This window comes from Clostridium sp. AM42-4 (genome assembly GCF_003480105.1).
Taxonomy (GTDB): domain Bacteria; phylum Bacillota; class Clostridia; order Lachnospirales; family Lachnospiraceae; genus Brotaphodocola.
In genome coordinates, this window is record NZ_QUIK01000003.1 from 229,330 (window position 1) to 250,053 (window position 20,724).

Below are 20,724 nucleotides of genomic sequence, written 5' to 3' on the forward strand. Positions count from 1 at the left end.
ACCCGGTAACGCAAACGAAACGGCAGATGGGTTTTAGGAGGTGCGATATGCAGATACATTATTTTCAGAGATACCACTCCAAAGAGAATGTGGATACTTCAAACACCATGCTGATGCTCTCTCGTTTGTATAACTATAACGCTGATAAGTTCTTTTCTATGCTGAATAGTCTTATTCTTGGAGAGGACGAAAGCCCGGAGATCACCTTTGATTTGCAGGTTGTTGGTGACGATAGTGTTCCGGATGCGGTTATCAGCCAAAAGAGCTTCAAAATAGTGGTGGAAACAAAGCTCTACAATCAGTTTTATAAGCAGCAGCTTGTGAATCATCTGGAGCAGTTCGGTGCTGAGGATATAAAGGTTTTGCTCACCCTCGACCCCAAGCCGATGAAGCCGCAACTGTTCGATGAACTGGCAGTTGAACTGAGAAAGTATAATAGCGAAAATGCAACCCGGCTTATCCATCCGATCAAGCACGTCAATTTGACATTCGAGCAGCTTGTGGACGCTATGGAGGATATTGTTGACGACAGAGATACGGAAATCATTGCCGTTTTAGACGATTTCAAGAAGTATTGCTTTGATGAAAAGCTGATACCAGATGGCTATAAATGGATGAGAGCAATCGTAGCCGGTACAACTTTTCAGGACAATATGGATTTGGATTTGTTCTATGACCAGGAATCCCGCAACTTCTCAGAACATGGATATATCGGCTTGTATAAAGACAAGAGTATCCGTGCCATTGGTAAGCTGAAAAAGACCATCATCGCAGTTGAAAATAACGGCAGCATGACTTATCGTGCCGAAAGCGGAGCCGAACCTACCGCAGATGAGATTGAACGCATCAACGAGGCAATCCGTCGTGCAGATTATTATGGCTATAATCTTCAGACGATTAGCCATAGATATTTCATCGTTGAAAAGTTCTACCCGATGGACTTTAGAAAAAGCAGTAAAAACCCGATTCAAAAAAGCAAATTCTTCAATCTTGCTGATATGTTCGGATATAAAACAATGCCTAACACCGATGTAATCGCAAATGATCTGAACGGTCGGACTTGGGAGGAGTTTTAACCCGATTCGGAAGGAGGCCGCAATGGAGTTTTTAGAGCAAGTACACTTATTCGCCACAAAGTGGATTGAGAAATTTAGAGATCAGAAAATCAGCTACATAGAGCTGGTTGACCATTACTTTGCCGATGATTGTCAGGCATTGGGATTCCAGATGGATTGCGGCCATGCCTTTTCAGAAAAATATGGCGATGCAGCAAGCAGTTGTGATGCGCTAAATCGTATCATTGACGAGGTCACGGACATTAAATTGCTTGGCTCGGCAATCTATTCCCAATGGCGATATTTTAAAATTGGCTCAATTCTTACAGTAACCAGAAAGATAGATACGATACTTCGATACAGATTCCGAATGTGTATATGGAAACACTGGAAAACACCGCAAAATAAATACAAGAATTTGGTAAAATTAGGTGTTGAACCAAGAAATGCAACGAGAGCGGCATGGTCACATGGATACGCGCGAATTTGTAGAACGGAGACAGTATGCTATGCAATGTCAAATGCACGGCTTGCACGGTTTAGGCTGCTTTCTGCGGAAGCATACTTTGTAAAAGTGTCAAGTTAACTGAACCGCCGGATGCGGAACCGCATGTCCGGTGGTGTGAGAGGTCGGCGGCGAAAGCCGCCTCCTACTCGATCCAGTAATATTTCACTTCGGATTGCATACACTATATTGACGTACAGAATATTGTACGTTATAATAAGAGTACAGAATATTGTACGAAATGAGGTGATATGATGTTAGCGGTTAATTATTCAAATCTTCGGGACAACATGAAAAATTATATGGATCAGGTAACGGATGATTATGAAACTATGATTGTCACCAGAAAGAATAATAGAAACGTGGTAATTCTGTCAGAGGAAAGCTACAATAATCTGATGGAAAATGCGCATATCCTTGGGACTAAGGCTAATTATGACTGGCTGATGGAATCCAAAGCACAGTTGGAACGTGGACAGTTTGCAAAGCATGATCTGATTGAGGTAGACGATGAATAAAGTTTTTACTGATAATGGATGGGCAGATTATGTTTATTGGCAGACTGAGGACAGGAAAACACTGAAAAAGATTAATCAGCTCATAGAAGATATTTGCCGTAATGGTAATGAGGGCATAGGAAAGCCGGAGCCGTTAAGAGGTGATTTAGCCGGATTTTGGAGCCGCCGCATAAATGATAAAGACAGATTGGTATATAGAATAGATGATGCCAATGTTTATATCATTGGTTGCAGATTCCATTATGGAGATACTTAAACCGCACATTTTATAAGGAAGAAAGAGCATCAGCAGAGTAAAATCTGTTGGTGCTTTTTGTTTGCCTTTTTAGCACAATAGGCGTTCAGCAGTAAGATATTTTCAGATAATTTCTTGTTTGTCCTACTGCCGGTTGCCGTACCAGAGTATCAAATACCGTCATAAAGTATCTCTGTTCGCAATTTGAAGTATATGGCAAAATTCGCAGAGATTTATCCAGACCGAGAATTTGTGCAACAGTTACAGGCTAATTACCAGACTCTGGACTTACCTTGCCGGACTTCATTTTCGATGGAGTCCGGCTTTCTATATCCGGAAGCAGTATTTCCTGTATCGGCAAAAAGTTAGGTAATTCAGTTGAATGCCATTGATATTATTGCCGATTACATGGTATACTATGTAATAGATTAACGTAGTTTTTTGATAGATTTTATGGCGGAGGATCATAGATGCGATATCTTTCAGTTACTGAGATAGCGAAAAAGTGGGATGTATCCGAGCGCAGTGTTAGAAATTACTGCGCCCAGGGGCGTGTGAACGGTGCGTTTCTTACCGGCAAGACATGGAACATTCCGAAAAACGCAGAAAAACCGGAGCGTACCAACAAAAGAAAAGAAGGACCAATTACTCTGTTGGATATTCTGAAAGAGCAGAAGGTAAGTAAATATTCCGGTGGGATCTACCATAAAACGCAGATTGATTTGACATACAATTCTAACCATATGGAAGGAAGCCGCCTGACCCACGATCAAACCAGATATATTTTTGAAACCAACACCATCGGCGTAGAAAAAGAAGTGCTGAATGTGGATGATGTGATTGAAACAGCAAATCACTTCCGCTGCATTGATATGATTATTGATCATGCAAAAGCAGCTCTAACGGAGAAGTTCATCAAAGAACTTCACTTGTTTTTGAAGAACGGCACCAGTGATTCCAGAAAAGATTGGTTTGCTGTTGGCGAGTATAAGAAATTCCCGAATGAAGTCGGCGGCAGGGATACAGCCCTTCCGGAAGAAGTTGCCGATAAAATGAAGGCCTTGCTGACAGAATATAACTCCAAAGAAGAAAAGACCTTTGAAGATATTCTGGACTTTCATGTGAAGTTTGAGCGGATCCATCCGTTCCAGGATGGCAACGGCCGTGTGGGCAGATTGATTATGTTTAAGGAGTGCCTGAAATACAATATCGTTCCGTTCATCATTGAGGACGATCTGAAGATGTTCTATTATCGTGGACTAAAGGAATGGGACAACGAAAAAGGCTATCTGACAGATACCTGCCTGACTGCACAGGATAAGTATAAAGCGTATTTGGATTATTTTAGGATTGTATATTAAGCAGGAAACGGGGTGCAGCTATGTCGGAAGAAAAGAACTGGCAATTTGAACTGGAAGAATATATCAAACAGGGTGAACCTGGTCAAATTGAAAAGAGTGAAGCATGGCAGACTGCAATCGGCTTGCAAGCGGTGGATGGTTTGGTTTGCTTCGGATATTTGGCAGATTCATCCGTTCTGTGAAGGAAACACCAGAGCAACGGCTGTTTTTATGATCAAATACATGAAGACCTTCGGGTTCAAAGTAAAAAGCGATGCTTTTGAGAAAAACTCTTGGTATTTCCGCAACGCTTTGGTAAGAGCTAATTATAACGATCTGCAAAATGGTATTCATGCTACAACAAAGTTCTTGGAAATGTTCTTCAGCAATTTAATTTTGGGAACGGAATATGAGCTGAAAAACAGATATATGCACATAGACTGTGTGCATGATAATTCCCAAAGTGTCATCCCTAAAGTTCCAAAGTCTCAAATTGACACTTTGGAATGCACTTTAGAAGAACTGGCCGTTTTGAGATTGATTTACAAGAATCCGTCCATTAAGCAAAAAGAGCTTGCTGCAGAGATAGGAAGATCTCTTAGCACCGTAAAACGAATTATGGAGTCCTTGCAGAAAAAGGATTATATCCGTAGAGTTGACGGAAAGAGATATGGAAAATGGGAAATACTGATTTAAGAATACCTCAATACGGAGAAGAAATATGACTAACAAACAGTTGAAAAATTGAAGAAAAACTGAAAGCCGGAAAAAGCCTGTAATATCAGTGTTTTCGAGACTTATGGAGGAATATAGAGATTATGATAAAAGTGCTTTTTATTTGCCACGGCAAGTGACGAAAATAGTGCTGAAAACCTTTGAAAATCAAGAAATTTTTCAAAATCTGACTTGAATTTACGACACTTTTACGACAGATGAAGTCAAGCTATGATAAATACGTTGTGAAAGAGGTCAAAATATGATGAAAGAAAGAATTACGAAGAACGGAATTGATTATGTACTGCAAGAAATAGTGGGAGCCTGTATTCTTTTTTGAAAAAGGAATCTTGACAGTCGCAATAAAAGTTGTATAATGATAATAACAGAACCCACCACGCCTCTGATTTTCATGCGCAACCCGGTGGGACTTTTTATTTATGGGGTGTTTTATGTATCAATATCCAAAACAAATATTAACAATAGCACAGCAGGTACAATCATATATTGATGCAGGAATGGTAATTACTTCTCGTGAGGATGTAGAAAAGGCATTAAAGTCAGTTGGGTTTTATCGTTTGCGTGGATACTCATTTCAATTATATGATAATGCTACAAAGAAGTATATTTCGGGAACAAAGTTTGAAGATATTTTAAAGTTGTATCAATTTGATCAGGAATTGTCTGTTTTAACTTTTTCAATGATTTCTAAGATCGAGGTGGCTTTGAGAGTACGATTAGTGGAAGCGTTGCTTATACACAGAGAACCACTTGTTTTGCAGGATTCATCGATTTTTAAAGAGAAAAAACTGTATTGGCAGAATATGTCCACTGTAGCGTCAGAAATTGCTCGCTCTAATGATGTGTTTATCAAACATAATTTCGACAATCATGATGGAGAGGTGCCTGTATGGGCAGCTGTTGAAGTTCTTTCATTTGGTACGCTATCGAAGATAATTAAGAATTTGAAAACAGGTACTGGAAGTTCGTATTCTATATTAGCGGCTAATTACCAATATAAATCGAAAAAAGAAAATTTGGTAAATCCATCACAGAAAATGCTTGCTTCATGGATACAGGGTGTTTCTGTATTGCGTAATATGTGTGCTCATAATTCCAGAATTTATAATCGAACCATACATACCACACCAGAAATTCTCGATGTAGATAAAGTCACACCACCGCCGGTACATAATGGTTTGTATCAAATCCTACTGGCGATGAAGTATCTGCGTTCATCCGATGTGGAGTGGACAGTATTTGTAGATGCTTTTGATAAGCTGATTCAAAATAATATTGGTGTAGTCAGTCTTACAGCAATGAATCTTCCAGCGGATTGGAAAGCACATTTAAGTGTATAAATGCAGCAGAACTGCATAAAATAGTAAAGCAGACCTAACCAAGCATTTTTGCTCAAATCGGTTAGGCTTTCGGCGGAGTGTTACGATAAGCACTTCGCCATTTTTTATGATATAATATTCTGGAATAAGTAAGTTGATTCAGGAGGAGCCTATGAAAATTTCACGATTAATCATAAAAAATTATAGAAATTTGAAAGATATAGATATTTGTCTGGGAGAGACTGTTGTTTTGGTAGGTGAAAACAATAGTGGAAAAAGTAATCTGTTACGAGCAGTAACTTTGCCCTTCCTAACAGATGAATCAAGTTTTTCGGGAAAGAGTCTATCTTGGATAGATATAAATGATACTGCGAAGGAAAAATATTATCATTACATAATTGAAAATCAGAAAAGTATCGTTGATGGGACTATAAAATGTTCCGATTTTATCAAAGAAATGCCAGTTGTTAGTGTTGAAGTACAATTGAAGGCAGATGTTACAGAAAATTATTTTGTAAAAGATTTGAGTTATTCAGTAGAAAATGGAGAACTTATGTATGGACTGCGATATGAGTACAAACCATCAAAAGCAGAGGAAATATTTAAGCTGGTAAAGCATGTCTTGATGCAAGAAACGGTAGATGAATTTTCTATTAAGAAAGTAAAAATGAATTTGCTTCCGACGGAATTTTATGCTTATTCCATAACAGTACCGGATAAGGGAAGTGTTGCGTATGATACCTTAAAATTATATAAATATACTGCGCTTGAAGCAGAAAGGGATGAATTTTCAAGGACAAAGGAACGCCTTGGTTCAAAGTCGCTTGTAAAAGTTTTGCAGATGGGATTGTCTAATGATGATAAGTTAAAAGTTGAAAAAGAGTATAACCATTTCTTTGAAGAACTTAAAACTGTAAGTAAAATGGATCATGTGATAAACTGGCAAGAGGAATCAGAACTTGAGGATGCAAAAGAATTCTTTGAGCATATTAGCATATTACCTAATATGCCGCCGATGCAAACGATATTAAATAGTATTCGATTGGGTTATTCAGATGCCGAACTTACATTACAGGGATTGGGATACAGGAACCTTATATTGTTATTAGTATTGATAAATTCACTGATGGGAAAGAAGAATGATGTGGCACTAAATATTCTTACTATTGAAGAGCCGGAAGCTCATTTGTGCATAAATAACATAAGATTAATGTCGAGTTTTTTGAAGGTTTTTGCTTCAAAAAATAAATCTGCACAATTGTTTTATTCTACTCATAGTACAGAACTCATTAACAAAATGGATTTGAAAAATGTGGTTATTGTACATGAAGGTAATGCATTTTCCTTATTGCAGGAGCTTGAAGAAGAGGAAAGGGATTATTTAACCAAAAATCCAAATTTTGATTTATTTAAATTATTCTTTTCGAAAAAATGCATCTTGTTTGAGGGTATTTCGGAAGAAATGTTGATCCGTTCCTATTTGGATTCGAAGAATGAATTAAGTGATATCGAGTTGATTTCTTTTCATAAAGGATATACTAAAATTATTGAAATATGGAAGAAAGTAAATTCTGGTACAAGCAATAAGCTTGGTATCATTCGGGACTATGATTATCAAGACAAAGCAAAAAAGGATCATGATAAATACGACGATGGGAAAGCTATTTGCGTTAGAACAACAGACGAAAAAACGCTCGAACCGGAAATCGTAAAGACAGGTGACAACTATACTATTCTCAAAGATAAGTATGGTGAAACATTAGGTTGGAAGGATATGAGTTCCGAAGAAATGCAAAAAGCATGGCAAAATGCGAAAGCATCAGACATGTTGACTATTTGTAAAGATATAGAATGTGGAGACTTACCGGATTTGGAAATGCCAAAGCATATAAAAGATGTCCTCGATTTTATGAAGAAAACTTCAGTTATGGTGGAGGGTGAGTAGTCATGAGAATAGGTATTGCAGGTGCAGGTGCGGGTAAAACAACTGCTATGGCTAATACAATAATCCAATTTCGTTCAGAGATAGAAGATCATAAAAAGATATTTTGTATCACATTTACAAACAATGCAGTTAAATGTATAAGTGGAAAATTGCAAGAGCATTATGGTCGTATACCGGATAACATTGTAGTGAGTACAATACACTCTTTTTTGTTTCAAGAATTTGTAAGGCCATATTATTATCTGTTGTTTGGAAAACAGTATGAAAGAATTTCCGTTGCAGAGCTGCCAGGAGTACCTGCATACAGAAACGGTGCGATTGGTAGATTGGAAGATAAAAATGTATTGCATCAAACGGTTATTCCAGAAAGAGCTAAGTGGGTTGTAGTAAAGAAATCAAAAGATACAAAAGAAATCAAGGAAAAAAGAAATATTATAAAAAGTAATTTTAAGTCGTATTGTGGTGCGATTTGCATTGATGAAGCTCAAGATATTGATGGTGATATGCTTGACATTATTGAGTCATTGCATAAATTAGGGATTAGAATTTTGTTAATGGGAGATCCAAAACAAGATTTAAAGGGGCATAAGTGTTTGAGAAAACTTGCTGCAACCTATCCGGATGAAGTAGAGTATTTTACGCTCTGCCATAGGTGCCCACAAAACCATTTAGCAATCTCCAATATCATTGTTGCAGATGCAGAAAAACAGTATTCTGAAAAAGATAATGGTTCAGTTGTTATATGCTTTGCATCAGATAAAAATATTGCAGAATTGTTGCTCGAAGAGAATTTTGATCTTAAATTTGTTTCGCAGAGGCAGAGTATATATGAAACGCATACACGGGAAAAGAGTAAAGATATTAGAGAAGCTCTTTGTGAAGAAATTTCTATAGTGATGCAAAATAATCATCCAAATATAACTGAATTGGCATGTATGAGAGCGTCTTATTATTGGGGCGAAAAGCTTTTACATAATTATATGTGTTGTAAAGACAAGCAGGAAGCTATGAATCGAACTTTTAAGATGGAACCATTAAAAGATAAAATGGCATATGGAAGAATTATTAATCTAATTCCTGACGAAAGAAATGAGAATGAAAAAGAAGTGGTCTATGTTAATTCGATTGATAGTATTAAAGGTCAAGAAGGAAATAATTGTCTACTGATATTGACAACTGATTTGGCTGCTTATTTATTAGGAACAAAGACAGAGGAAACTATCTTTAAAAATAGATTATATGTAGGATTGACAAGGTCGTTAGAAAAATTAACGATTTATATCACACCAGAAGTTGAAAAAAAGTATGGAAAAGAAAAGGTAAAGGCTTTTTTCAATGACTTTGGTTGTGAATTTTAAATGAATTATGAGAGAAATCATGCGAAAAGTGAATATTACGGTGCGGCAGAGCCGCCAGTCCGGTGTGGCGAGGCTCTTCCGCAATTATCCGTAAATAGAATTGAAATAAAAGTGCCAAAATGATAGAATTATCTTGGAAATTTTGTCATTATGGAAGGAGCTGAAACAAATGAAAGATGCTCTTGATTTACAAAAATTTTACCCTGTGGAAATAAGCATCACAGAAGTAATTCAAAACGAAAAAGAAATTTATATCTATGTTTCTGTGCAATCAAAAAACTGTACATGTCCCAAGTGTGGAGTGATTTCAGAACATAAACATGGTACTTATAAACGAAAACTTCAAGATCTTCCGATTTTGGGTAGAACCACGTATTTAATCGTAAATGTTTACGAGTATCAGTGCGACAATTCTTCCTGTGATGTTACAACTTTTGTTGAGAATGTTGATGGATTTTTGAATTATTACAGCCGTATGACAGAGCGTTGTGAAGATTTTATATGCACTTTGGCATTGGAAACAAGCTGTGAAGGTAGTGCTCGTATCTGTCGTTCTATGAACCTGAAAACCAGTGGTGACAGCATTATCCGATTGTTAACCAAACGATATGTAACACAACCGGAAGTTCCATGTGGAAGCATTATTGGAGTGGATGATTTTGCATTTAAGAAACGGCACACTTATGGGACAATTATTGTAGATGAAACAACACATCAACCAGTGGCAATTTTAGATGGACGTGATGGTAAAACATTAAAAGAATGGTTAAGTAAAAATAAACATGTAAAAACGGTAACACGAGACCGGGCAAGTGCTTATTCAGTGGCCATAAAAGAAATATTGCCCGATGCTATGCAGATTGCTGACAGATTTCATCTCCATCAAAATTTATTAGAGGCCATAAGAAATACTATAAATTCTGTACTGTTTATTTGGATGGATTTTCAAAACAGTGGTTATTTTATCCAGACTATATAGTCAAGACAATTGATGGTCAGGTGTGGCTGATAGAAACAAAGGGTGGGGAAGTAGCTGGGCATAGCAAAAATTTGGATGCTCAGGTTAGTAATAAATTTATTGCTTTCAAACAGTACGCTGAGAAGTATAAACTTAATTTTGGTTTTGTAAGAGATATTAACGAGGATTTATTTATCAATAATACAAAGTATCACGAGGATATGTCTCATGAGAGTTGGAGACCATTAAGTGATTTGCTTTGAGTTTTAGAAAAATAAAAGGAAAGCGTTTTCAAGGAGTTTAAACTAATGATAAAAGTACTATTTGTCTGTCACGGCAATATCTGCCGTTCCACAATGGCCGAGAGCGTGTTCACCTACCTGGTCACTCAGGCTGGCCTGGCATCCCATTTTGAAATCAATTCCGCGGCAACCAGCCGTGAGGAAATCGGTAATCCGCCGCATTACGGCACTGTGGATAAGCTGCGTCGGGAGCATATTCCGCTGATCCCGCATCATGCGCGTCAGATGACGGCGGAGGATTACCGGTATTATGATTATCTCATCGGCATGGACACAGCAAATATACGGAACATGACCCGGATTGCAGGTGGGGTGGATAAAGAACAGAAGATTTTTAAACTGTTGACATTTTCAGGCAGTGGGCGTGATGTGGCAGATCCTTGGTATACGGGGGATTTTGATGCAACGTTTGCTGATGTTATGGCTGGATGTAGCGGGTTTCTTGAAAAGATCCGCAGAGAGGAAAATATTTAAATGGGAAAACGAATTGTTCTTTTTAACGACCTTCCGGGTTATGGTAAGGTAGCTCTGGCCGCCATGGTGCCGCTGTTTTCGCGTATGGGGCATTTTCCTTATCAGGTTCCCACTGCGGTGGTTTCCAATACGCTGGATTTCGGAAAGTTCCGGATTCAGGACATGACGGACTACATGCGGGATACGATAAAAGTGTGGGATGAGCTTGGCTTTGATCCGGACTGCATCTGTACTGGATTTGTACTTTCGGAGGAGCAGGTGGAACTGATCGGAGATTATATTCGAAGCAGGAAGCCGAGAATGGATGAGATACAGAATGTGGACAATGGCCGTCTTGTCATGGTAGATCCGATCATGGCAGATGGCGGAAAGCTTTATAACGGAATCGGCATGGAGCGGGTTGCGGCCATGAGAAAGCTGGTCAGCTACTCGGATGTGATGGTTCCGAATATGACCGAGGCTGGCTTTCTGACGGGAATCTGCCCGGGCAGGGAACGAGCCTCAGCGGCAGAACTGCGGGAACTGGTTGACGGGCTGCACAAGTTATCCGGGAAATCGGTGGTCATTACCAGCGCGCAGGATTCTGAAACGGATGAACATCTGGTTTGCGGGTATGACCACAAAAGCGGACAGTATTTCCGTGTGCCGTTTACCTTTCTTCCTGTCCGGGTTGCCGGAAGCGGAGATATTTTTTCTACAGTTATGACTGGAAAACTATTAAACGGAGAGAGTCTGGAGGCGGCGGTGCAGGAAGCTGTGCGTGTCCTGACTGCACTGATACGGGGAAATCAGAGTCATTTGGATGAATACAAAGGAATTCTGGTTGAGCGTTATTGGGAATTACTGGATGAGAACAATTAGCGGCACAAGATAAAGCGGAGTGGGATTTGCTGTGTGAAGCTTTGGCGCAGCAGACCGGATATTATGAAATGAGTCAATGGAAAGCATTGGCAGCAGAAAATCAAAATCGGGAGGAAACTTGGAGTGCTTAGAAATGTAAGTCTGGAGGAGATTTCAGACGGCAAATTATATGGGTTGAATGATATGGCGAAGTTGGGCTGCAATGACTGTGCGGGTTGTTCGTCCTGTTGCCGTGGAATGGGAAACACGATTGTGCTGGATCCCTATGATGTCTGGCGGCTGACGGGTGGTTTAGGCGTTTCGCTGCAGGAGCTTTTAGCAGGGCATCTGGAACTGAATGTGGTGGACGGAATCATCCTGCCAAATCTGAAGCTGGCGGGGGATTCGGAACAGTGTACCTTTTTGAATGACGCCGGGCGATGCAGTATTCATCCGTATCGTCCAGGCATCTGCAGGCTGTTCCCTTTGGGGCGGTATTATGAAGAGGACGGATTTCGCTACATTCTGCAGATTCATGAATGCGAAAAACCAAATCGCAGCAAGGTGAAGATCCGCAAGTGGATGGATACGCCGGATATGGAGCGGTATGATGCCTATATTGCGGACTGGCATGCGTTTTTGAAACAGCTGCGGATTCGTATCGGCGCAGAGTTGGATGGAAAAACTGCGGCGAAAGCAAGCGCAGATGGCGCAAACGAAACACCATCCCCTGATCTCGCAAAATCCGTCAGCATGTATATTTTGCAGCGGTTTTATCTGCTTCCCTATGACACCAGCCGGGACTTCTACAGTCAGTATGAGGCCCGCATGGCCGCGGCAAAAGAATGGAGTGAGAATCTATGAGCAGCATGAATGACACAGGCAGCATCAAAGGCACAGGCAGCATCAATGGTGCAGACATTACTGAAAACACCGTAAAAACCGGCCTGGTATTAGAGGGCGGCGGGATGCGTGGGATGTATACTGACGGTATTCTGGATGTTTTTCTGGATCAGGGACTTTCCTTTGACGGAGTGATCGGAGTTTCGGCCGGAGCTATCCATGGTTCCAGTTTTGTGTCCGGGCAAAGAGGCCGGAACATCCGTTATTATAAGAAATATATCCGGGATAACCGGTTTATCAGCATGCGTAATCTGGTCCGGACCGGAGACATTGCGGAGGTGCAGTTTTGCTATCACGATCTGCCGGAGAAGCTGGATCTTTATGATTACGATGCCTTCAATCGTTCTAAAACGGAGTTTTATGCAGTCTGCAGCAATGTGGAGACTGGAAAGCCGGAGTATATCCGCATTACAGATATGAAAAAGCAGATTGATGTGATCCGGGCATCGGCCTCCCTTCCATACGTTTCCAGACTGGTGAAGACAGAAGGGATGAAGCTGTTGGATGGCGGCTGCACGGACAGCATTCCTCTGATGAAGTTCAGAGAGATGGGATTCACAAAGAATGTGGTGATCCTGACCCGGCCGAAGGGATACCAGAAGGAACCGGAGCAGCTGGCTATGGCGAAAATCCGCTATCGAAAGTATCCGGCCTTTGTGGAGGCGCTGTCTCACAGGCATGAGCGCTATAATGAGAGTTTGCGGCAGATTGAAGAGCTGGAGAAAATGGGTGAGATTTTTGTGCTGCGTCCGGATGAGCCGCTTAAGATCGGACGGCTGGAGCGCAGCCCGGAGAAACTGCAGCAGGTGTATGACATTGGAAGGCGGGATGCGCTTATGAAGATGCGTGACCTGAAGTGCTGGCTGGAGAATCATTAGGCAGATCGAAACTGGATTGACAGACCAGAAGCACAGGCCAGGCATTCAGATAACAGAAAACCTGCAATCAGGCCAATCAATGCTATAGAAAATACCTATGACTTTTATATCATATATAGTATTTTACAAATACTGAAAAAAGATGCATAATTAAGCCATCAAAGGAAATAAAGCCGGAAACGAATCAGAATGGATTCGGAATCAAAAGGCTTTGACACAATAAACCACACAGTCACAGGAGGAGAGTTCGTATGGTTAAGTTACACGATGGCGGAGTTTATCTCGTAAACGGTGAGACCCTGGTTCCGGAGGCAGAGGTTGCAAAGGTTGAGCAGATGACCGGAAAAGCGGTTGCAAAAGAGGAGGCTAAGAAAGGTACCATTGCTTATGGTATCATGAAAGCGCACAACCAGTCCGATAACATGGATAAGCTGCAGATCAAATTTGACGCGATGGTGTCTCATGATATCACCTTTGTTGGTATTATCCAGACTGCCCGGGCATCAGGAATGGAGAAGTTCCCGCTTCCTTACGTTTTAACCTGCTGCCATAACTCTTTATGTGCAGTTGGCGGAACCATCAATGATGATGATCATTATTTTGGCCTTTCTGCGGCAAAGAAGTATGGCGGTCTTTTCGTTCCGCCGCACGTAGCAGTATGCCATCAGTACATGCGTGAGTGCTTTGCAGGCGGCGGCAAGATGATCCTGGGCTCTGACTCCCATACCCGTTACGGTGCACTGGGTACCATGGCCATTGGTGAGGGCGGCGGTGAGCTGTCCAAGCAGCTGTTAAAGCAGACTTACGATGTTGCTTACCCGGGAGTTATCGCTATTTATCTGACCGGAAAACCGCAGCCGTTCGTTGGACCGCACGATATCGCACTGGCTATCTGCGGAGCTGTTTACAAGAATGGCTATGTAAAGAATAAAGTAATGGAGTTCGTCGGACCAGGCGTTTCTTCCATGACTACTGACTACCGTAATGGCGTGGATGTTATGACCACCGAGACCACTTGCCTGTCTTCCATCTGGAGAACGGACGATGATACCAGGGCATTCCTGGAGAAGCATCACCGCGGTGATGAATTCAAGGAGCTGAATCCGGAAGCAGTTGCTTATTACGATGGCTGCGTAGAGATCGACTTAAGCACCATCAAGCCGATGATCGCACTGCCGTTCCATCCGTCTAATGCTTTTGAGATTGATTACCTGTATGAGAATCTCGAAGACATTCTGCGCGAGACCGAGAAGGCAGCTGACCAGATTGCAGAGGGAAGAGCACACTTTACCTTACTTGACAAAATTACCAAAGATGGTAAACTTCAGGTACAGCAGGGTATCATCGCAGGCTGTGCAGGCGGCAACTACACCAACGTGGTAGAGGCTGCCCATGCATTAAAGGGCAAAAATATCGGAGATGGCGAGTTCTACCTGTCCGTATATCCGTCTTCCCAGCCGGTTTACACTGATTTGGACCGCAAGGGTCTGTTAGCAGACCTGATGGATGCAGGCGCAATCATCCGATCTGCTTTCTGCGGACCGTGCTTCGGCGCTGGCGATACTCCGGCAAACAATGCACTTTCCATCCGTCATACCACCAGAAACTTCCCGAACCGCGAAGGTTCCAAGCCGGGTAACGGACAGATGTCCGCAGTGGCTCTTATGGATGCACGCTCCATCGCTGCAACCGCAGCAAATGGCGGTAAGCTGACTTCAGCAGAGACTATGGACTGCTGGGGCGATATTCCGGAGTACAATTACGAGGATCGCGCTTACAAAGCAAGAGTATACAACGGTTACAACAAGGCAGAGGAAGATTCTGAGCTGCGCTTTGGTCCGAACATCAAAGACTGGCCAGAGATGGAGGCACTTTCTGAGAATATCCTTTTAAAGGTTTCCTCCAAGATCCTGGACGAAGTAACCACCACCGATGAGCTGATTCCGTCCGGTGAGACTTCTTCCTTCCGCTCTAATCCGTTAGGACTGGCTGAGTTTACCCTGTCCAGACGTGATCCGGAGTATGTTGGCCGTGCGAAGGCAGTTCAGGCTATGGAGCAGGAACGTCTTGCAGGTACTGTAAACGCTGAGATCGCTGAGGTAATGAAGGTTGTCAATACCATTCCGGGTCAGGAACAGGTAAAAGCGGAAGATGTTGAGATTGGTTCCACCATCTACGCAAATAAGCCTGGTGATGGTTCTGCCCGTGAGCAGGCTGCTTCCTGTCAGAGAGTCCTGGGCGCTCTTGCAAACATCACCCAGGAATACGCAACCAAGCGTTATCGTTCCAACTGCATGAACTGGGGTATGCTTCCGTTCCATTTAAAGGGCGAGCCGACCATGTTCGATGTAGATGATTACATCTATGTTCCGAATGTGCGCACTGCATTAGAGGGCGACTTAACCGATATTCCGGCATATGTCATCAAGAACGGCAAGGCAGAAGAGATTCATCTCTACATCCAGCCGATGACCGAGAATGAGCGCAGTATCGTAAAGGCTGGCTGCCTGATCAACTTCAATAGAAACAGATAAGATTCCCACCGTTTTACGGCTTATCTGCTACTATAAAACTCCTTATGTAAGTGTAAGAACAAAATGGGGCTGTCTGAACAGGCAGCTCCGTTTTGCGTTCGAAGAAAAACAGCGTGTGGAAATGATTTATGAAAAAATGAGCGGGAGATGGAGAAAATGCATGACAGGATCGCAGACAACAGGTACAATGGCAACAGAAGGACAAGAAAGATTTTTTAAGAAAAATGGAGGATTTCCATGGAACTGAGACAATTCACCTACGTAAACCAGGTGGCGGAATGCGGAAGCTTTACGAAAGCGGCGGCGAAGCTTTTCATCAGCCAGCCGGCACTCAGCAATTACATCAGTAAGGTAGAGGAGGATCTGGGAGTGAAGCTGTTTGACCGCTCTACGAATCCGCTGAAGCTGATCTATGCAGGGGAACAGTATGTAAAACGCGCGAACGTGATCCTGGGACAGATGGATGAGATGAACCGGGAACTTCGGGATATCACCCATCATATGACAGGTCGTCTGCGGATCGGGTTTCCGAGTGAACGGATCGTGTATATGCTGCCGCTCATTTTAAAACCGTTAAAGGACCGTTATCCAGGCATTGATGTAGAGGTTTCTACGGGTCCAGGAAACCAGCTGATCGCGGACTTGAAAGCAGGTAATGTGGATTTTGTGTTTCTTCCGTACTGGAATCCGATCAAAGACGTGGTGCAGGTGGAAATTGTGCAGGAAGAACTGGTTTTAGTGGCTGCGCAAGGCTATCTTTCCGAAAACTGCTTTCTGGACCGGGAAAGGAAGGTGGTGAACTGGCGTGAGGTGGCAAAATTGCCGCTCATCACGTTAAAAAAGGGCCATGCGTTGCGTTCCAGCGTGGATGTCCTGTACGCGCATGCAGAGAAAAAACCGAATATCTTTTTTGAATCGCATAGCAATATGCTGTCCTACCGTCTGGCTGCCCAGGGGCTTGGCGTGGCAATCATTCCGGAGATTACACTGGAACTGATGGAAGGTGGCATGGAGGCGGAGGTTTATCATCTTTCCGTTACACCGGTTCAGTGGCCGGTCATGGTATTGTACCGGGAAGGCTGCTATATCGGGGAAGTGGAACAGGCACTTCTGGACATCGCACGGGAGACCATGCAGGCTCATAAGAAAAAGCTATGGGCTTCATTTGCAAAATGAAATTTTACTTATAATCAGTACCCACTTATAATGAACTCAGAAGTTGAGAATCAGTTACTGTTTGCGGTTGTATGAACAGTAACCAGAGTCATTTAAGGAGGGTACTTTTTTCATGGGAAAGAATCTGACAAGAAAAATCCTGGAGAGTCATCTGGCAAAGCCGTCTGCCATGAATCCGGGCGATGAGATCTATGTAAAGGTGGATCAGACTTTGACACATGACATCAATGCGGTGATGACGTATCTGGCGTTTGAGGCCATTGGTCTGGACCGGACGCAGGTGGAGACCAGCGTGAGCTATCTGGACCACAACCTGTTATATCTGGATAACAAGACGCCGGATGACCACATTTATCTGCAGTCTGTGGCAAAGCGTTATGGTGTGCATGTTTCCAGACCGGGCAACGGAATCTGCCATGCGGTACATGTAGCGAGATTTGGTGTTCCGGGCAAGCTGAGCATGGGTGGTGACAGCCATACACCGCACGGTGGTTCCATCGGCATGCTGTGCATCGGCGTGGGTGGTATGGACGTGGCAACGGCAATGACCGGTGTTCCGATGCGTCTGAAAATGCCGCAGATCATCAAGGTTAATTTAAAAGGCCACTTAAAACCGGGCTGCAACGCCAAGGAGATTATCTTGGAGATGCTTCGCCGGGTTGGCATCAAGGGCGGCCTTGGAAAAGTATTTGAGTATGTAGGAGAGGGTGCTGCAGGTTTGGAGGTTGCAGAGCGTGCGACTATCACGAACATGGGCGCGGAGATGGGCGCGACCACTTCCATTTTCCCGGCAGATGAGCAGGTGCGCAAATTTATGAGGGCACAGGGCCGGGAAGACCAGTATGTGGAGATGATTCCGGATGCAGATGCCGAATACGATGGCGAGATGGAGCTCAACCTGGATGAGCTGGAACCGCTGATCGCTTGCCCGCATCAGCCAGATAATGTGATGCCGTTAAAGGATGCGGAGAAGAAAAAAGTACAGCAGGTATTCATCGGAAGCTGTACGAATGCAAGTTATTCCGATATCGCGAAAGTTGCGCTGGTATTACAGGGCAGACATGTCAATGAGGATGTGAGCTGCACTTGCGCGGTTTCTTCCAAACAGGTTTATAAGCAGCTGCTGCGTGACGGATATCTGGAGATGCTGATCGATGCCGGTGTGCGGATCCTGGAGACCGCCTGCGGCCCGTGCTGTGCAATCGGCCAGTCACCGGCTACCAAGGGCGTGGCTGTGCGAACCTCCAACCGGAACTTCAAGGGACGCGCCGGTAACCCGACTGCGGAGATTTATCTGGTAAGTCCGGAGAGTGCGGCAGCAACTGCCATTCTTGGAACCTTTGCAACCGCAGAAGATATTCTGGGCGAAGATGTCGCAAAACTGGCAGAGATTCATGAGCCGGAAGTCTATCCGGTCGATGATTCCATGATCATCAAACCGCTTCCGGAGGAAGAGGCAAAGAAAGTTGAAGTGGTAAAAGGGCCGAACATCAAATTTCTTCCGGTCCCGGAGCAGCCAACTGAGCATCTATGTGTTCCGGTCAGCTTAAAGACCGTGGATAACATCACAACCGATGATATTACCCCGGCCAGCGCCGAGTTCTCCAGCATGCGTTCCAACATCCCGCTTATGAGCCAGTACTGTTATCACCGCTATGATCCAGAGTTTGCGGCAAGGGCAAAAGAGATGGGACAGAGCATCATCATCGGCGGCGAGAACTATGGTCAGGGATCTTCCCGCGAACACGCAGCCATCAACCCGATGTACTTAGGCGTACGTGCCGTGATCGCAAAGAGCATTGCGCGTATCCACAAGGGCAACTTGATCAATCATGGCATTATCCCGATGATCTTTGAGGATCCGGCAGATTACGACAAGATCGAGCAGGGAGACGAACTGGAAATCAACGGACTGTTAGAGCAGATGCAGACGAAAGAGGTGGAAGTGCGCAACAATACAAAGGGTGTGACATTCAAGGCGCGTCTGGAGCTTTCTGACAGTGAGCTAGAGGTGATTTCCTGCGGCGGACAGCTGCGGTATCTGAAGAAGCAGCTGGGAAGAAAATAAAAATTCTGTCGTTAACAGAAAATGACCGGGTCGATTATACAGGGGCATTGCTTTTATGTGGTACGATTTATGCGGTTGGCCGTTTATTCAGTAAGGTGCTTCTTCCGACTGTTCTTGGTGCACAGATCCATACATTTGCGTACAGCATTATCTTTGTGGTAATTTTAGCATCACTTGGCATTGTACCAGCGAATATCCGTGCAGCTGCCAAAAATATGCAGGGCTTTATGGTATCGGTTGTTGGTCTGATGTGCATGGTTAGCATGGGTGTGGATTTTGACCTGGCAGAGCTGGCATCTGCCTGCAGTCCGGCCAATCTGCTGATTGCATTTGTAGTCGTATTAGGAGCCATCCTTGGCAGTGCCCTGGTTGGCAAACTGGTTGGATTTTATCCGATTGATGCAGCAGTTACAGCCGGTCTTTGCATGGCAAACCGCGGTGGATCAGGCGATATCGCAGTACTCGGTGCAGCACACAGACTGGATCTGATCAGCTACGCACAGCTTTCCAGCCGTGTAGGCGGTGGAATCGTGCTGATCATTGCATCATTTTTCTTCTCATTCTTCCTGTAAAACAGAAGAAAATCAGGTATTGGAGTTGCAGAAAGGTGGAGGGTAACAATGAGTCAGATATGGAAAGAATTAAACGTATCGCAGGAAGAACAGAAGCTAGCGGAAGAAATCATCAATTCTGGTGCGGGGAAAACGCTCGGTCAGGAAGCATTGAACCAGTTTCATGTAAGAAAAGAATGGAATATGGAAATTGAAACTTCGGTCGGAAAGACTCTGGTACATATGTATCAGGATCAGCCGGAAACAAAGAAAAGTGCGCTGTTTATTAATGTCCACGGCGGTGGGTTTATCAAAGGACGGAGAGATCAGGATATCGTGTTCTGCAGAAACTTTGGAAGCAGAAGCGGATGTATCATAGCAGACATTGATTATATTCCGTCTCCAGCGATGCGTTATCCTGGTCAGGTTTATGCATGTTATGAGGTGCTTCAGTATTTTGCGGAACATGCAGAAGAACTGCATATTGACCGGAATTGGATTGCTATGGGAGGACACAGTGCCGGTGGAAACTTGACGCTTGCTAGTGTTTTGATGGCGATTGACAAAGGAGCATTCGTTCCGTCTTTACAGATTCTGGATTATCCTGGTCTGGATATGGCAACTCCTGCGATCGAAAAGCGTAATGGGGACAGTAACTCACGCATTCCGGCATGGAAGTCTGATTTTTATAATAAGATGTATGTGAATCCAGAAGATGTCCATGAGGTATACTGCAGCCCTGCATTTGCAACGGATGCGCAGATTCAGAAAATGCCTCCTACAGTTTTAATCTATTGTGATAATGATGTGTTCTGTGATGAAACAGAGGTATTTGCGGGACGCCTTTTAAAGGAAGGAGTTCCGGTTTATGCAAGAAGATTTTTCCACAGCAATCACGGATTTACGGTGCAGAGAAAAGGGGAATATGAGCAGGCGGAATACATGATTTTACATGCGCTTGCTGCAATGAAATCAGAAAATTAAATTTAACGATGGACCCTGGTAAGTCAGAAATGATTTATCCGGGTCT

General features: G+C 43.2%; 20 protein-coding genes. All 20 read left to right on the forward strand.

The window, feature by feature from the left end:
• Positions 1-47: 47 nt before the first annotated feature.
• Positions 48-1,076 (forward strand): hypothetical protein, encoded by a 1,029-nt coding sequence (locus tag DW922_RS03910; protein WP_118725856.1) that lies wholly within the window; start codon positions 48-50, stop codon positions 1,074-1,076.
• Positions 1,077-1,098: 22 nt separating this feature from the next.
• Positions 1,099-1,641, forward strand: coding sequence for a hypothetical protein (locus tag DW922_RS17560; RefSeq protein WP_118725857.1), 543 nt, complete (start codon positions 1,099-1,101; stop codon positions 1,639-1,641).
• A 170-nt stretch (positions 1,642-1,811) separates the two neighbouring features.
• Positions 1,812-2,078 carry a type II toxin-antitoxin system prevent-host-death family antitoxin gene (locus DW922_RS03920; RefSeq protein ID WP_347560258.1) on the forward strand — a complete coding sequence of 89 codons (267 nt, stop codon included), beginning with the start codon at positions 1,812-1,814 and terminating at the stop codon, positions 2,076-2,078.
• Positions 2,071-2,334, forward strand: coding sequence for a Txe/YoeB family addiction module toxin (locus DW922_RS03925; protein WP_118533873.1), 264 nt, complete (start codon positions 2,071-2,073; stop codon positions 2,332-2,334). The genes DW922_RS03920 and DW922_RS03925 overlap by 8 nt, the downstream gene beginning before the upstream one ends.
• Before the next feature lie 449 nt (positions 2,335-2,783).
• Positions 2,784-3,674, forward strand: coding sequence for a Fic family protein (locus tag DW922_RS03930; RefSeq protein ID WP_118725859.1), 891 nt, complete (start codon positions 2,784-2,786; stop codon positions 3,672-3,674).
• A gap of 20 nt (positions 3,675-3,694) precedes the next feature.
• Positions 3,695-3,856: a hypothetical protein gene (locus tag DW922_RS17905; RefSeq protein ID WP_243032022.1), complete on the forward strand. Its 162-nt coding sequence runs from the start codon at positions 3,695-3,697 to the stop codon at positions 3,854-3,856.
• Positions 3,857-3,884: 28 nt separating this feature from the next.
• Positions 3,885-4,349, forward strand: a complete 465-nt coding sequence (locus tag DW922_RS03935; protein WP_243032024.1) for a winged helix-turn-helix domain-containing protein — start codon at positions 3,885-3,887, stop codon at positions 4,347-4,349.
• A 470-nt stretch (positions 4,350-4,819) separates the two neighbouring features.
• Positions 4,820-5,728 (forward strand): Abi family protein, encoded by a 909-nt coding sequence (locus DW922_RS03940; protein ID WP_118725860.1) that lies wholly within the window; start codon positions 4,820-4,822, stop codon positions 5,726-5,728.
• Positions 5,729-5,879: 151 nt separating this feature from the next.
• Positions 5,880-7,652: an AAA family ATPase gene (locus tag DW922_RS03945; protein ID WP_118725861.1), complete on the forward strand. Its 1,773-nt coding sequence runs from the start codon at positions 5,880-5,882 to the stop codon at positions 7,650-7,652.
• Between the two features lie 2 nt (positions 7,653-7,654).
• Entirely contained in the window at positions 7,655-9,010 is a 1,356-nt protein-coding gene (locus tag DW922_RS03950; RefSeq protein ID WP_118725862.1) for a UvrD-helicase domain-containing protein, read from the forward strand.
• A gap of 169 nt (positions 9,011-9,179) precedes the next feature.
• Positions 9,180-9,989, forward strand: a complete 810-nt coding sequence (locus tag DW922_RS03955) for an ISL3 family transposase (RefSeq protein ID WP_118725863.1) — start codon at positions 9,180-9,182, stop codon at positions 9,987-9,989.
• A 287-nt stretch (positions 9,990-10,276) separates the two neighbouring features.
• Complete coding sequence (locus DW922_RS03965) at positions 10,277-10,744, forward strand: low molecular weight protein-tyrosine-phosphatase (protein WP_118725865.1); 468 nt, start codon at positions 10,277-10,279, stop codon at positions 10,742-10,744.
• A complete protein-coding gene (locus DW922_RS03970) occupies positions 10,745-11,605 on the forward strand; it encodes a PfkB family carbohydrate kinase (protein ID WP_118725866.1) in 861 nt (286 codons plus the stop codon).
• Between the two features lie 123 nt (positions 11,606-11,728).
• Positions 11,729-12,448 carry a YkgJ family cysteine cluster protein gene (locus DW922_RS03975; RefSeq protein WP_118725867.1) on the forward strand — a complete coding sequence of 240 codons (720 nt, stop codon included), beginning with the start codon at positions 11,729-11,731 and terminating at the stop codon, positions 12,446-12,448.
• A complete protein-coding gene (locus DW922_RS03980) occupies positions 12,445-13,365 on the forward strand; it encodes a patatin family protein (protein WP_279221315.1) in 921 nt (306 codons plus the stop codon). Before DW922_RS03975 ends, DW922_RS03980 begins: the two co-directional genes overlap by 4 nt.
• Positions 13,366-13,616: 251 nt before the next feature.
• A complete protein-coding gene (locus tag DW922_RS03985) occupies positions 13,617-15,899 on the forward strand; it encodes a hydratase (RefSeq protein ID WP_118725868.1) in 2,283 nt (760 codons plus the stop codon).
• Between the two features lie 237 nt (positions 15,900-16,136).
• Entirely contained in the window at positions 16,137-17,075 is a 939-nt protein-coding gene (locus DW922_RS03990; protein ID WP_118725869.1) for a LysR family transcriptional regulator, read from the forward strand.
• Between the two features lie 112 nt (positions 17,076-17,187).
• Positions 17,188-19,143, forward strand: a complete 1,956-nt coding sequence (locus tag DW922_RS03995) for an aconitate hydratase (RefSeq protein ID WP_118725870.1) — start codon at positions 17,188-17,190, stop codon at positions 19,141-19,143.
• A 5-nt stretch (positions 19,144-19,148) separates the two neighbouring features.
• Positions 19,149-19,715 (forward strand): 2-hydroxycarboxylate transporter family protein, encoded by a 567-nt coding sequence (locus tag DW922_RS04000; protein WP_279221153.1) that lies wholly within the window; start codon positions 19,149-19,151, stop codon positions 19,713-19,715.
• 48 nt (positions 19,716-19,763) lie between these two features.
• The gene (locus tag DW922_RS04005) at positions 19,764-20,678 is read left to right on the forward strand and encodes an alpha/beta hydrolase (protein WP_118725872.1); all 915 of its coding nucleotides are present in this window, start codon (positions 19,764-19,766) and stop codon (positions 20,676-20,678) included.
• Positions 20,679-20,724: the final 46 nt, after the last annotated feature.